We start from the raw sequence: 13552 nt of genomic DNA, 5'->3' as shown, positions 1-13552 counted from the left end.
TAACGCAAGCGTTATCCAAAGGGGTGAACATGGAGTTTGAAGACAAACTGCGCGATCGGGAGCGATGGACCATCGGCGATGCGTGCTCGGTGGCCAAGCTCCTCGACCTGCTCAGCACCAAGACGGTATTTCTCGCGGTCCGCGAAAGCCTTTTCGGTACAACACGATTCGAGGATTTCATCGAGCGGATCGGAACCTCGGCGCCGGCGGTCTCCCGAGCCCTCAAGCAGTTGGAGGCCGCCCAGCTGATGGTCCGGGTGCCGTATCAGGAGCCCGGAAAGCGCGCCCGCGACGAGTACCGACTGACGCCGGCCGGCGAAGATCTACTGCCGGTCTACCTGGCGATGAGCCAGTGGGGCGACAAATACCTGCAGGACGGACGGGGGCCACTCACCTTCGTCGACCGACAGTCCGGAAACCCGGTCGGCGTGGTCGTCACCGGTGACCCCGGCGCCGCCAGGCTCGACGCACAGGACATCGAGATCCGGGTGAACCGGTCATATCGACCGCGAGTGTGAACGAGCGCCTCAGGCTGCGCTGGTCACCCGGTACACGTCGTACACACCCTCGACATTGCGCACCACGTTGAGCACGTGACCCAGGTGCTTGGGGTCGCCCATCTCGAAGGTGAAGCGGCTGATGGCAACCCGGTCATTGGACGTGGTCACCGACGCCGACAAGATGTTCACCTTTTCATCGGCCAGCACCCGCGTGACATCCGAGAGCAGCCGATGCCGGTCCAGCGCCTCGACCTGGATGGCCACCAGGAAGACCGATGACGGCGACGGTGCCCATTTGACCTCGATGATGCGCTCGGCTTGTTCCTGCAGTGACGCTGCGTTGGTGCAGTCGGTCCGGTGCACGCTGACCCCACCGCCGCGGGTGACGAATCCCATGATGTTGTCGCCGGGCACCGGGGTGCAGCACTTGGCGAGTTTGGTCAATACGCCGGGTGCGCCGGGAACAGCCACGCCCACATCGTCATTCGACCGCCGCCGCACCGGCATGGTGGCCGGGGTGGAGCGCTCCGCGATCTCGTCGGCAGCGTCCTCGTCGCCACCGAGCAACGCGACCAGCCGCTGCACCACGTGCCGGGCGGAGACATGTCCCTCACCGACGGCGGTGTAGAGCGCCGAGACGTCGGCATACCGCAACTCATGCGCCAGTGCCCCCATAGAGTCGGCACTGAGCAAGCGCTGCAACGGAAGTCCGCCGCGGCGCACTTCGCGGGCGATGGCGTCCTTGCCGGACTCCAGGGCCTCTTCGCGACGCTCCTTGGCGAACCACTGCCTGATCTTGGCCTTGGCCCGCGGCGACACCACAAACGTCTGCCAGTCCCGTGACGGCCCGGCGTTCTGCGCCTTCGAGGTGAAAACCTCGACCACTTCACCGTTTTCGAGCTTGCGCTCCAAAGCCACCAGCCGGCCATTGACCCGGGCACCGATACAACGGTGCCCCACCTCGGTGTGCACCGCGTACGCGAAGTCGACCGGCGTCGAGCCGGCCGGCAGCGTGATCACGTCGCCCTTGGGGGTGAAGACGAAGATCTCCTGCACCGCAAGGTCGTAGCGCAACGACTCCAGGAACTCGCCGGGGTCCGCGGCTTCCCGCTGCCAATCGAGCAGTTGGCGCATCCAGGCCATGTCGTCGATCTCGGCTACGCCGCCGCCAGCCGGTAATCCGTTGCGGCCCTTGGCTTCCTTGTACCGCCAATGTGCGGCGATACCGTATTCCGCGGTCCGGTGCATATCAATGGTGCGGATCTGCACCTCCAGCGGCTTACCCTCGGATCCAACCACCGTGGTGTGCAACGACTGATAGACACCGTAGCGCGGCTGGGCGATGTAGTCCTTGAACCGGCCTGCCATCGGCTGCCACAACGAATGCACCACACCGACTGCCGCGTAACAGTCGCGGATCTCGTCGCAGAGGATTCGCACACCCACCAGGTCGTGGATATCGTCGAAGTCACGGCCTTTGACGATCATCTTCTGGTAGATCGACCAGTAATGCTTCGGCCGGCCCTCGACTGTCGCGTTGATCTTCATGGCCGCCAGCGAATTCGCGATCTCGGCGCGAACCTTGGCCAGATAGGTATCTCTCGACGGTGCCCGATCGGCAACCAGCCGGACGATCTCTTCGTAGCGCTTGGGATGCAGGATCGCGAAGGACAGATCCTCCAACTCCCACTTGACCGTGGCCATACCCAGCCGATGCGCAAGGGGCGCAATGACTTCCAGTGTTTCGCGGGCCTTGCGCGCCTGCTTCTCCGGCGGCAGGAAGCGCATGGTGCGCATGTTGTGCAGCCGGTCGGCGACCTTGATCACCAGCACTCGCGGATCACGCGCCATCGCGATGATCATCTTGCGAATGGTCTCGGCTTCCGCGGCGCTGCCCAGCACCACCTTGTCCAGTTTGGTGACCCCGTCGACCAGATGACCGACCTCACTGCCGAATTCGGCGGTCAAGGCCTCCAGCGTGTAGCCCGTGTCCTCGACGGTGTCGTGTAGCAACGCGGCGATCAGCGTGGTGGTATCCATACCGAGCTCGGCCAGGATGTTGGCCACCGCCAGCGGATGGGTGATGTACGGATCACCGGACTTGCGCAGCTGAGTGGAGTGCCGTTCCTCAGCGACGTCATAAGCCCGCTGCAGCAGGACCACGTCGGCCTTCGGATAGATCTCCCGGTGTACCGCCACCAACGGCTCGAGCACGGGGTTGACCAGGCTGCGCTGAGCGGTCATCCGCCGGGCCAGGCGGGCGCGCACGCGCCGCGACGCACTGACCGTCGATTTGACCGGTTCGGCGGGCGATCCCGCTGTGACCTCGGGCAGCACCTGCTGGGTCTGCGTCACACCGTCGTCAGCCAACTGCTCACCGCCTTCCTCCGCGTTGCTCGAGGATAGTCCTCAGATGACGAGCAGGCTGCTGACCGGCAAGGGTTCGATCGCGCGGCGCCCACCCAGCGCCCCGAGCTCAAGCACCACGGCCGCGCACCGCACGTCTGCACCTGCGTCACGCAGCAGGGCTACGGTCGCCGCCACGGTCCCGCCGGTGGCGAGCACGTCGTCGATCACCACAACGCTGCGGCCGCGCAGATCGATCCCGTCTGCGGGAATCTCCAGCGTCGCGGTGCCGTACTCCAATGCGTAGGTCTGGCTGTGCACCGGCGGCGGCAGCTTGCCGCCCTTACGGACCGCCAGCACCCCGGTACCCAGCCGGGTTGCCACCGCAGCGCCCAGCAGAAACCCGCGGGCGTCGATACCTGCTACCAGGTCGGCGCCGGCGGCGACCTCGGCAAGGGCGCCGGTCACCGCGGCCAGCCCGCGGGCATCGGCCAGCAGAGGCGTGAGGTCCTTGAACTGGACCCCGGGTTCCGGGAAGTCGGGAACCTCGCGGATCAATTCAGCCATCAGCGCAGACACATCGGTCATCAATTCACCGTCCAACGATCCATGTTCCATCCGGCACCCCAGCGGGTCGGATTCGGGCTCACCGCGCCGAGCTTGTTCGATGACAGCACCGTGCGCTGCTGGCGGTACAACGGCAGCGTCGGCATATCGCCCCACAGTATCGGCGAGCCCTCGCCGAGCAACCGCGATTCTTCCTTCGCGTCGGTGGTCACCGCCAAGGTCCCGATCACGCCGTCGACCCGGTCGTTGGCATAGCCCGCCAGGTTGTTGCCGTTTCCGCTGTGCAGTGCGTAGGCGTCGATATCCGATGATCCGCTCGAACCGCCGCCGGCGGCGCCGCCGGTACCTGCCAGCAACACGTCAATCTGGTTGCTGCGCAACGTCTGTGGCCCGACCGTCGGCGCGCCCGCGTCCTGCACGGTGATCCCCGCCGCCGCACATGATCTGGCGATCAGCCCGACCACGGTGGCCAGCCGGGCATTGGGCGCCTGATAACCGATCCGCACGGTCAACGGTTGGCCACCCGCGGCGCTGCGCGCTCCGTCGATGTCAGCGGTGCCGAATTGCCCATTGGCACCGGCACTTTCGGCTACCGTGACCGAATCATCGGCCACCGGCGTCAACCGCGCGTTGGCGATCGGCAGGTTCACCGCCGCGGCGATCGCATCACGCGGCGTGCACAGCGCAACGGCACGGCGCGCGTCGGAATCGGCCATCGGCCCTTGCGCGCCGAAGATCAGCTGCTCGATGCCGGCTGATGGGTAATCGCTACTGGTGTAGCCGTCGGGGGCCTTGAGCATGTCCACCGAGCCCGTGGCGACATCGGCGACCTCGACCTTGCCGGATTTGATCCGGTCCTGCGTCGCAGCCGACCCGGGCCACACCGTGATCTTCCCGAGCGTCGGCTTGGGCCCCCACCATTTGTCGTTGGCCACCAACACCACCGAGCCATCCGAACCGACCGAGGCCACCTTGTAGGGACCCGCGGACGGGAACCGCTTGAGGTCGACCCCCGGTTTGAGATCCCAGATGGTGTTCCAGGCCTGGGCGATGCGGACCAGGGTGGGCTCATCGCCGCTCTGCACGGCCTTGGTCACCCCGCCGTCGCCCAGTTGCAGTTCGTCGGCGATGACGTGCGACGGCATCATCGACGTCGCCGAGAACAGCTGGCCGAAATCGACGAACGCCCGGTCCCGGACAAAGGTCACCCGGGCCCGCTTCTGTCCAGGCGTGCAGTCCACTGCGGCGACGTCGCTGTACCCGGCGCGACTGGCCGCGTCGAAAGCCGAATACTGACCGGACTGGGCGGCCCAGGCCAGCACCATGTCGTCACAGGTGACGGGCTTGCCGTCGGAGTACACCGCGTTGTCGGCGATCGTGTAGTCCAACGTCAGCGGTGCGCGCCCGACCACCGCGACGGTGCCGAAGTCCCGATCTGCGACGACCTGGCCGCCCGGTCCGTGGTAGTTGAAACCGGTCTGCACGCGGGCGAATGCCTGAGGGGCCGCGGAGGCAGCGCCGAGCACCGTCGCGCTGTTGTAAGTGCCCAGCGGCCCATCCACCGCATAGTCGACAGCATCGCCCGAGTCACCACATGCCGACAGTCCCATCGCGACGGTCAGCATCGCCACGCTCGTGAGAGCGAACCGGCGGGCGCGCACCCCGGCCTACCGCCGGTTGTTCCGCTTACCAGGACGGATCGGCTTGGCACCCGGCTCCGGCTTCTCAGGCGCCGTCAGCGCCGAGACCGGAACCTCGGTGTCCGACTCGGTGACGTCCTGTCCGCCGCGTTCGGCGGCGGCCTGACGACGCCGCAGCACCCGGGCGGTGTGTTTCTTCACCAGTTCCGTACGTTCGCGAAGGCTGACCAGCAAGGGCGTGGCGAAGAATATAGACGAGTAGTGACCGGTCACAACGCCCACAAGCTGGATCAGCGCCAGGTCCTTGAGTGTCCCGACGCCGAGCATCCACACAGCCACCACAATCAGCGCAACGATCGGCAGCACGGCGATGAGACCGGTGTTGATCGAACGCATGAACGTCTGGTTGACCGCCAAGTTGGCCTGTTCTGCGTACGTTCGCCGAGTCGTGTGCTCGAAGCCGTGGGTGTTTTCTTCGACCTTGTCGAACACGACCACGGTGTCGTAGATCGAGTAGGCCAGAATCGTCAACAGCCCGATCACAGTGGCCGGAGTGACTTCCCACCCGACAAGCGAATACATCCCGGCGGTAGTGAGCAGGGTGTAGAACATCGCGATCAACGCTGCGAGCGCCATGTACGGCTCGTACCGCACGGCGATGTAGATCGCCGCAAGCGCGACGAACACCACCAGCGAGATCAACGCCTTCTGAGTGATCTGGCCGCCCCAGGTGCCCGACACGACGGAGTCACTGATGGCCTGTTTGCTGGCCTTGCCGTCGGATCCCTTGGGCTGGAACCGGTCGAACAGCGCGGTGCGCAGTTTTTCGGTCTCGTCGTTGGTCAGCGTCGCGGAGCGAATCTGGACGGTGGCCGAGTCGCCGCTGCCGACGATGACCAGCGATTCAGGGTCCTTACCAAGTGCCTGGCGGAACACTTCCTGCACCTGAGCGGTGGTGGTTCCACCTACCGGCATCGAGACCTTTGTGCCGCCCTCGAAATCGATGCCGAAGGTGAAGCCCCGGATCAGCATGCTGCCGATCGCCACTGCGAGGATCAGCCCGCTGATGGCGAACCACAGATTGCGTCGGCCGATGATGTCGAATGCGCCGGTGCCGGTGTAGAGCCGGGACAGGAAGCTGTGGTGCGGCGCCTCGGCTGTCGAATCTTGCTGCGCTTCGACGCCGGTGACGTCGGGTTCGGCGATCGTCTGAACAGACGTGGCGTTGCCCTCGGCGGTCTCGGTGGCAGCCGACTCGGTCACTTCAGCGTTGTCACCTTCTGTGGAGTGCTTCGACATATTCGCTATTGCCCCTGTCCCATCAGGCTGGCGGCCCGGCGCTCACGGGCAACCTGCTGCACGGCACCAAGCCCGTTGAACGCCGGCTTGGCGAATACGGGCGATTTCGACGCCAGATAGACCAGCGGCCACGTGACGAGGTACACCACGACAATGTTGAGGACCGTCATCAGACCTGTGGTGAAGGCGAAGCCCTTTACCTGCCCGACGGCCAGGATGTAGAGCACCACAGATGCCAGCAGGGTGACCGCGTTGCCCGACAAGATCGTCTTGCTGGCCCGCAACCAGCCTCGCGGCACCGCCGACCGGAACGATCGGCCCTCGCGGATCTCGTCCTTGATGCGTTCAAAGAACACCACGAACGAGTCGGCGGTAGTGCCGATGCCGATGATCAGACCAGCGATACCGGCCAGATCGAGGGTGTAGTTGATATACCTGCCAAGCAAAATGAGAAGCGCGAACACCATCGCGCCAGATGCCACCAGCGATAGCACCGTGAGCAGGCCCAGCACCCGGTAGTAGAGCAACGAGTACAACAGCACCAGGCCCAAACCGATGGCGCCGGCAATCAAACCGGCGCGCAAAGAGGTCAATCCCAGTGTGGGCGAGACTGTTTCGGCCTCTGACGATTCGAAGGACAGCGGCAGCGACCCGTACTTGAGCACGTTCGCCAGATCCTTGGCCGAGTTCGCATTGAAGTGGCCGGTGATCTGGGTGCGACCTCCAGGAATTGCCTCCTGGATGGTCGGCGCGCTGACCACGTGCGAGTCCAGCACGAACGCAGTCTGGGTGCCGATGTTGTCGCGGGTGAAGTTGGCCCAGATGTCCGAGGCCTTGTCGTTGAACTGGACGTCCACGACGTACTCGCCGTGCTGCTGATCCAGACCGGAGGACGCGTCCTTGATCTGGTCACCGGCGATGATCGACTTGTCCAGCAGGTACACCTGCTTCTTGTCCTCGGAGCAGGTCACCAACGGCAGGTTCGGGTCGTCGTTGCCGGCCAGCACGTCTTTCTTGTCGCCGCAGCGCGTCGCCTGGAACTGCAACGCCAGCAACTGAATCTGTGGCTGGGTGCTCTGCCGCAGCGCCTTCTCGTCCTTGATCTGCTGATCGACGGTGGTGGGACCACCCGCGCCGGGGCCGCCTGGCGATGCCGGGCCGGGCGCGGGCGCGCCGGGAGCCGGGGCACCTGGGGCCGGAGCTTCCGGGGCGGGGGCAGCGGGTGCCGGTGCGTCGCCACTTACCGGAGCACCGGACGAGGCCGGGCTCGGTGTCGGCGACGGGGGCGGCTCTTGCGGGTACGGCCGCGGCTGCGGTGCTGGGGCGCCCGGGGCCGGAGCTGCGGGCGGACTGACCGGGGCACCCGGCTCGACCGGGGCGATCGGCGGCGCGCCGGCGTCGGGTCCCGGAGCGCCGGCGTCCGGTGCGGGAGCCCCTGGAGGAACCGGACCACCGGGAGCAGGGGCGCCAGGAGCGGGCGCGCCGGGAGCCGGCGGCTGTTGCTTCACCTGGTCGGTGCTCTGAGCCGGAATCACGTGGATCACCGGGCGGATGAACAGCCGCGCGGTCTGACCCAGGGTGCGAGCCTCGCTGCCGTCCTGCCCGGGCACGGTGATGACCAGATTGTCGCCGTCGATGATGACCTCGGACCCGGCCACGCCGAGCCCGTTCACGCGCGAGCTGATGATCTGCTGCGCCTGGTTCAGCGCATCGCGAGTAGGCCTGGACCCGTCCGGGGTGCGCGCGGTGAGCGTCACCCGGGTGCCGCCCTGCAGGTCGATGCCCAACTTGGGCTTGGCGTGCTTGTCACCGGTGAGGAACACCAGTAGATAAGCACCGACGAGCAGCACCAGGAACAAGCCCAGGTAGCGGTAAGGGTGCACCGGTGTCGAAGACGATGCCACGTTTCTAGGGTCTCCTTGAGATCAGTACGTCAGCCCAGCAAAGGGTACGTGGTTGTGCCGGATTCTCAGCCGTCGGTCTTGGCCGTGTCCTCTTCGACATAGGTACCCGCTACATCGGCGGCGCCGTCCGGCTCGGCCGCGGTCTCGGGCTCGACCCGGTCGCGGATGGCCATCTTCATCCAGGTGGTGATGACGCCCGGGGCGATCTCCAGCTCGACATCATCATCGGTGATCCCGGTGATGGTGCCGTGCAGGCCGGACGTGGTGTGAACGCGGTCCCCCACGGTCAGCGAGTTGTGCAGGTCGATGGTGGCCTGCATGGCCTTGCGCTGGCGGCGGGAGGCGAAGAACATCATCCCGACGAGGCCGACCAACAGCAGCAGGGGCATGGCCAGTTGTTGCATGACAGCAAGAGTCTTTCGGTCGATTGTGTATTTCGGGCGAACCAGATCGATCGATCGCGACGCCACGTCAGTGACCAGTGTGCCATTCACCCGGTGCGGTGTGGTCGCCCGGGCGACTGGGCGCCTGCCCGCTCACACCGAAAGCGCCTGAATCGGCCGACGAATAATTGTTACGATCGACAATTATTTGAGCCGGCGAAAGGGCCAGGTAGCACGTGGTGGCCGCAACCTGTCAACCGTGGCGACACCGGTGAAATTGTTCAGCATGTGGTGGCGCCAGCCGGAGCGATTCGACTGGCTCTCCGAATACCTGGCCAGCCGTCGGCTGCTGGGCGTCGCCCGGATCCTCTACCTGGTCACGCTGTTCATCATCGTCGTGCTGCCGGCGCTGACGTTGCTGGCTCCACCGGCACCGACCACCGCGGTCGAACGCGGCCTACTCGGACTCACCCTCGCCGGGATAGTCGGATGCATATTTTTTTGGCTCCGGATCACCTGGCCGACCCGCCGACAGTCGGCCTTCTTCGCCGTCGTCCTGACCCTGCTCATTGCAATCAATTCCCTGGCCCAGCCGACTCCCACGATGGCACTCATCGGTTCGGCGCTCTTCGCATCTCCGCTCGTCTACGTCGGATGCATGCACACCTCCCGGCAGTTGGCAATCATTGTGCCGCTGTCGGTCGGTTGCGCTTGCATAGCGATCGCCCGCGTCAGTTCAGGCGATATGGCGCAGGCACTCTGGATGCTCATCATCATGTTGATCGCTTTTCTGGCTGCACCCATCGCATGTCAGATCCTGATCTACGCATTGGGCAGCGACGCGGTCCGCTCCGACATCGACGCGCTGACGGGTTTGCACAACAGGCGCGGCTTTTTCCGTGGCGCCCACGATCTGATCGCTCGGTCCCCGGGCGTCCCGATCGCCGCGGTGATGGTCGACCTCGACAATTTCAAACGGGTGAACGACACCGCCGGACACGCGGCAGGTGATCAGGTGATCGCGGCGGTTGCCACCGCGCTGCAGCAGACGGTGGACCACGCCGCCGTGGTGGGGCGCGCCGGTGGCGAAGAATTCCTCATCGCCACCACCCGGCGCGACGCCGAGCTCGACGCCCTGGCCGAACGCATCCGGCAGGTGGTCGAGGCAATGCCTGCAGCGGTCACCGCCAGCGTCGGGGTCGCAACGACGCCCACCAACGGGCCGGCCGACCCTGCCGGCCTGGTCGATCGGTTGATCAACGACGCCGATACCGCGATGTACATCGCCAAACGCGCGGGCGGAAATCAGGTCTACCGGATGGCGCAGTCAACCGCCTGCCGCGAGGGCGCCGAAGAATCGCGATAACCGCGACCGTCACTGCGGATGCGACGCGAGGTAGTCGGCCACCGGGACCGAGCCCGATTCGGAGTAGCCGACGGGCAGCAAGATGTCGCCGGCCGTGGTCTTGCAGTACACGTCCCACCGGTAGTAGCCGGCGAATGCACCGGGATCGGCGGCCAGCACCTCGGCGTAGTCCTCGACCGCGCGCACATAGGCGGCCGAATGGTTGTAGTGGTGGATTGCGCCGTCACGATCCGAGGCAAAGCCGTTGGCCGCCAGGTAGCGGCCTGCGGCGGCGATGGCGTCGTGCGGCGCGTGGATGTCTCCCCCGGCGCCGTACGCCGCGAATGTCGACGGCAGGAACTGCATGGGCCCCTGTGCGCCGTCCGGGCTGTTGCCGTTGATCCGGCCGAAGCGTGATTCGACGAGGTTGATCGCAGCCAGATAGTTCCAGTCGACGCCGGTCGCCCCCTGCGTGTCGTGGTAGGCACCGAGCAGCTCGTCGGCCGGCGCCGGCGGCTGAATCGCCCACGGCGGCAATGTGTCTCGGGGCGAGGTCATAGAGGACAGCTGCCGGGCGGCGTCGATGTTGTGGTGGTACGCATCGGCCAGCCCGGGTGGGATGCGCCCCTCGATCATGCCGTCCCAGTCCGGATGCTTCGCGATGGCACGGTAGGCGGCCTGTTGGCGGCGCGCCGCCGCGGTGAGCGCAGGCTCCGGCGTCCCGGCATCACGTATTGCCTGCTCATCCGCGACCAGATCGTCGGCCAACTGCGCCGGATCGGGCGCCAGCGCCGGCTGTGCGCCCGGCGGCGGCGCGGGTGTGGACTCAGCCATCTCGGTCGATGCAGCGGCCGTCGATGTTGCGCTGGGTACCGAGTCCGCCGTGGACGCGCCACAGCCCGTCAGGAACAGCATGGCCGCAGCCAGAGCCGTCCCGCCCGGGCGTCTCACAACAGCGACCCGGCCAGCAGCGCCGCGATGGCGATCACCGGGAAGACGCCCTGCGTGATCGCCGCGCGCGCCTTGTCGGGTGACGAGATCAGCAGCACCAGCGCCGCGGCGGCCATCGACCCGATGCCTGCGAAGATCAAGGCCAGTCCGATTCCTTTGCACCCCACGACGACTGCCCCGATACCGACGGCCGTGACGATGGCCAGGAACAAGTTGTAGAACCCTTGGTTGAATGCCAGTTCCTTGGTGTCTATCGCTTGTTGCTCCGAGATACCGAAGGTGGCCCTGGTGCGCGGCGAAGTCCAGGTGAGCGACTCCATCACGAAGATGTACACGTGCAACAGCGCGGCCAGGCCGGCGACGATCAAACCTGCGGTAAGCATGGCAGCTATTCAAACAGGCCGGCTTGGCCAAGTCCGTTGATCGGCGGTTGCAATCCCAAATGTGTCCAGGCCTGCGGGGTGGCGACCCTGCCGCGGGGAGTGCGGGCGATCATGCCGGCGCGTACCAAGAACGGCTCACACACCTCCTCGACGGTGGTGGCTTCCTCCCCCACCGCCACCGCGAGCGTCGACACGCCGACCGGTCCGCCGCCGAAACTCTTTGTCAGAGCGGTCAACACGGCCCGGTCCAGCCGGTCGAGTCCGAGTTCATCGACGTCATAGACCGCCAGCGCGGCCTTGGCGACGTCCCGGGTGATGACGCCGTCGGCCCGCACCTCGGCGTAGTCGCGGACCCGGCGCAACAACCGGTTGGCGATACGTGGCGTACCGCGGGAGCGCCGCGCCACCTCGGCGCCGGCTTCAGCACCGAGTTCGATGCCCAGGATGCCTGCCGAACGAGCCAAAACACGCTCCAACTCGGGCGGCTCGTAGAAGTCCATGTGTGCGGTGAAACCGAAGCGGTCGCGCAGCGGACCGGTGAGCGCTCCCGACCGGGTGGTCGCACCGACCAGGGTGAACGGCGCCACCTCCAGTGGAATCGACGTCGCACCAGGTCCTTTGCCGACCACCACGTCGACCCGGAAATCTTCCATGGCCAGGTACAGCATCTCCTCGGCCGGCCGGGCGATGCGGTGAATCTCGTCGATGAAGAGCACGTCGCCCTCGACCAGGTTGCTGAGCATGGCGGCCAGATCGCCGGCCCGCTCCAGTGCGGGGCCAGAGGTGACGCGCAGGGCCGAACCGAGCTCGGCGCTGATGATCATGGCCAGCGAGGTCTTGCCCAGGCCGGGCGGACCGGACAGCAAGATGTGGTCGGGCGTCCCGCCCCGATTCTTGGCGCCTTCGAGTACCAGTTGCAGCTGCTCACGCACCCGCGGCTGACCGATGAACTCGCGCAGCGATTTGGGCCGCAGACTGGCATCTACGTCGCCCTCACCCACCGTCAGCGCGGCTGAGACGTCCCGCTCTGGACCGCTGTCCGAGCTGTCATCGTCTTCGAACCGGCTCATTTCTTACCCAACATGGACAGGGCCGCCCGCAGCGCCGTCGCCGTATTTGCGTCTGGATCTTCGGCCAGCACCTTGTCGGTGGCCTCCTCGGCCTGTTTGACCGCAAAACCAAGTCCGACAAGGGCTTCCACAACCGGCCCGCGCACCGAATGCCCACCGACGGCTGCCGCCCCGGCACCCGCTGTGGCACCGATCTTGTCGCGCAGCTCCAGCACCATGCGCTCGGCACCACGTTTGCCGATGCCCGGCACGCGGGTCAATGCCGTCACGTCACCGTCGGCCAACGCCTGCCGCAGCGCCGGCGCGTCGTACACCGCCAGCGTCGCCAGTGCGATCTTCGGCCCGACGCCGGAGACCCCGAGCAGCGTGGTGAACAGGTCGCGGGCGTCGTGGTCGACGAAGCCGTAGAGGGTCTGGGAATCCTCGCGCACGATCATCGCGGTGATCAGCCGGGATTCCTCACCGCGTCGCAGCGTGGACAGTGTCGACGGGCTGGCCATGACCTTGTACCCCACACCGGCCGCCTCGATCACCACATGATCGAGAGCGATGTCGATGACCTCACCACGCACCGACGCGATCATGCCCGGGCCACCTTCAGTTTCTCGGCGTATTTACGTTGATATTCGGCGGCCTTGGCCTCCGCCTCGGCCATCCGGGCCAGCATCGGCGCCCGCCAGCAATGACAGATCGCCAGGGCCAACGCGTCCGCCGCGTCGGCCGGCGTTGGCTTCTGTTGCAGCCCAAGAATTTTGGTGACCATCGTGGTCACCTGAGCCTTGTCCGCCCGGCCGTTTCCGGTCACCGCGGCTTTCACTTCGGACGGGGTGTGGAAGTGCACATCAATGCCGCGTCGGGCCGCGGCAAGCGCGATGACTCCGCCGGCTTGTGCCGTGCCCATCGCGGTATTGGCGTTCTGATTGGCGAACACCCGCTCGATGGCGATGACGTCGGGACGGTGGGTGTCCATCCAGTGTTCGACGGTGTCGCTGATGGTGAGCAGCCGACGGTGCAGCTGCTCGGTGGACGGGGTCCGCACCACATCCACATCGAGTGCGATGACCTGACGCCCCGCGCCTCCCTCGATCATCGAGAGGCCACAGCGCGTCAACCCAGGGTCGACGCCCATCACGCGCACGCCAGCTCCTCACGTTCCCGAACGGT

General features: G+C 66.1%; 13 protein-coding genes. 2 read left to right on the top strand and 11 right to left on the bottom strand.

The annotated features are described in order from the left end of the window. Positions 1 to 29 precede the first annotated feature (29 nt). Entirely contained in the window at positions 30 to 518 is a 489-nt protein-coding gene (locus ABIA30_RS03005) for a winged helix-turn-helix transcriptional regulator (protein WP_370061923.1), read from the top strand. A 9-nt stretch (positions 519 to 527) separates the two neighbouring features. Here ABIA30_RS03005 and ABIA30_RS03000 read toward each other — a convergent pair whose 3' ends face one another. The 6 genes from ABIA30_RS03000 to yajC all read right to left on the bottom strand — a co-directional run bounded on the left by ABIA30_RS03000 (position 528) and on the right by yajC (position 8660). Beyond that, complete coding sequence (locus ABIA30_RS03000) at positions 528 to 2870, bottom strand: bifunctional (p)ppGpp synthetase/guanosine-3',5'-bis(diphosphate) 3'-pyrophosphohydrolase (RefSeq protein ID WP_370061922.1); 2343 nt, start codon at positions 2868 to 2870, stop codon at positions 528 to 530. A 39-nt stretch (positions 2871 to 2909) separates the two neighbouring features. After that, positions 2910 to 3434 carry an adenine phosphoribosyltransferase gene (locus tag ABIA30_RS02995; RefSeq protein ID WP_370061921.1) on the bottom strand — a complete coding sequence of 175 codons (525 nt, stop codon included), beginning with the start codon at positions 3432 to 3434 and terminating at the stop codon, positions 2910 to 2912. Then, complete coding sequence (locus ABIA30_RS02990; protein WP_370063273.1) at positions 3434 to 5038, bottom strand: ABC transporter substrate-binding protein; 1605 nt, start codon at positions 5036 to 5038, stop codon at positions 3434 to 3436. Before ABIA30_RS02990 ends, ABIA30_RS02995 begins: the two co-directional genes overlap by 1 nt. A gap of 42 nt (positions 5039 to 5080) precedes the next feature. Next, entirely contained in the window at positions 5081 to 6352 is a 1272-nt protein-coding gene (gene secF / locus ABIA30_RS02985) for a protein translocase subunit SecF (protein ID WP_370061920.1), read from the bottom strand. Between the two features lie 5 nt (positions 6353 to 6357). Then, positions 6358 to 8256, bottom strand: a complete 1899-nt coding sequence (gene secD / locus ABIA30_RS02980) for a protein translocase subunit SecD (protein WP_370061919.1) — start codon at positions 8254 to 8256, stop codon at positions 6358 to 6360. 65 nt (positions 8257 to 8321) lie between these two features. Then, entirely contained in the window at positions 8322 to 8660 is a 339-nt protein-coding gene (gene yajC / locus ABIA30_RS02975) for a preprotein translocase subunit YajC (protein WP_370061918.1), read from the bottom strand. 238 nt (positions 8661 to 8898) lie between these two features. Between yajC and ABIA30_RS02970 the strand changes: the two genes are divergently transcribed. Continuing rightward, a complete protein-coding gene (locus ABIA30_RS02970; protein WP_370061917.1) occupies positions 8899 to 10005 on the top strand; it encodes a GGDEF domain-containing protein in 1107 nt (368 codons plus the stop codon). A gap of 9 nt (positions 10006 to 10014) precedes the next feature. On the opposite strand, the gene ABIA30_RS02965 is transcribed toward ABIA30_RS02970, so the two are convergent. The 5 genes from ABIA30_RS02965 to ruvC are packed head-to-tail and all read right to left on the bottom strand — an operon-like array spanning position 10015 to position 13526. Further along, the gene (locus tag ABIA30_RS02965) at positions 10015 to 10899 is read right to left on the bottom strand and encodes a transglycosylase SLT domain-containing protein (RefSeq protein ID WP_370063272.1); all 885 of its coding nucleotides are present in this window, start codon (positions 10897 to 10899) and stop codon (positions 10015 to 10017) included. Positions 10900 to 10931: 32 nt separating this feature from the next. Beyond that, positions 10932 to 11318, bottom strand: a complete 387-nt coding sequence (locus tag ABIA30_RS02960) for a DUF1304 domain-containing protein (protein ID WP_370061916.1) — start codon at positions 11316 to 11318, stop codon at positions 10932 to 10934. Between the two features lie 5 nt (positions 11319 to 11323). Further along, positions 11324 to 12388, bottom strand: a complete 1065-nt coding sequence (ruvB, locus tag ABIA30_RS02955) for a Holliday junction branch migration DNA helicase RuvB (protein WP_370061915.1) — start codon at positions 12386 to 12388, stop codon at positions 11324 to 11326. Beyond that, complete coding sequence (gene ruvA / locus ABIA30_RS02950; protein ID WP_370061914.1) at positions 12385 to 12972, bottom strand: Holliday junction branch migration protein RuvA; 588 nt, start codon at positions 12970 to 12972, stop codon at positions 12385 to 12387. Before ruvA ends, ruvB begins: the two co-directional genes overlap by 4 nt. After that, entirely contained in the window at positions 12969 to 13526 is a 558-nt protein-coding gene (ruvC, locus tag ABIA30_RS02945; protein WP_370061913.1) for a crossover junction endodeoxyribonuclease RuvC, read from the bottom strand. Before ruvC ends, ruvA begins: the two co-directional genes overlap by 4 nt. Positions 13527 to 13552: the final 26 nt, after the last annotated feature.

Source organism: Mycobacterium sp. MAA66, assembly GCF_041261665.1.
Classification (GTDB): domain Bacteria; phylum Actinomycetota; class Actinomycetes; order Mycobacteriales; family Mycobacteriaceae; genus Mycobacterium.
The sequence above is the reverse complement of the archived record's forward strand: the minus strand, read 5'-3'. Positions and strand labels throughout refer to the sequence as shown.

What these genes read in the sequence shown, in the direction of transcription:
- yajC (WP_370061918.1), bottom strand. Translation starts at nt 8,660, where the DNA reads ATGCAACAACTGGCCATGCCCCTGCTGCTGTTGGTCGGCCTCGTCGGG.
- ABIA30_RS02960 (WP_370061916.1), bottom strand. Translation starts at nt 11,318, where the DNA reads ATGCTTACCGCAGGTTTGATCGTCGCCGGCCTGGCCGCGCTGTTGCAC.
- ABIA30_RS02990 (WP_370063273.1), bottom strand. Translation starts at nt 5,038, where the DNA reads ATGCTGACCGTCGCGATGGGACTGTCGGCATGTGGTGACTCGGGCGAT.
- ABIA30_RS03005 (WP_370061923.1), top strand. Translation starts at nt 30, where the DNA reads ATGGAGTTTGAAGACAAACTGCGCGATCGGGAGCGATGGACCATCGGC.
- ABIA30_RS02995 (WP_370061921.1), bottom strand. Translation starts at nt 3,434, where the DNA reads ATGACCGATGTGTCTGCGCTGATGGCTGAATTGATCCGCGAGGTTCCC.
- ruvA (WP_370061914.1), bottom strand. Translation starts at nt 12,972, where the DNA reads ATGATCGCGTCGGTGCGTGGTGAGGTCATCGACATCGCTCTCGATCAT.
- secF (WP_370061920.1), bottom strand. Translation starts at nt 6,352, where the DNA reads ATGTCGAAGCACTCCACAGAAGGTGACAACGCTGAAGTGACCGAGTCG.
- ABIA30_RS02965 (WP_370063272.1), bottom strand. Translation starts at nt 10,899, where the DNA reads ATGCTGTTCCTGACGGGCTGTGGCGCGTCCACGGCGGACTCGGTACCC.
- ruvB (WP_370061915.1), bottom strand. Translation starts at nt 12,388, where the DNA reads ATGAGCCGGTTCGAAGACGATGACAGCTCGGACAGCGGTCCAGAGCGG.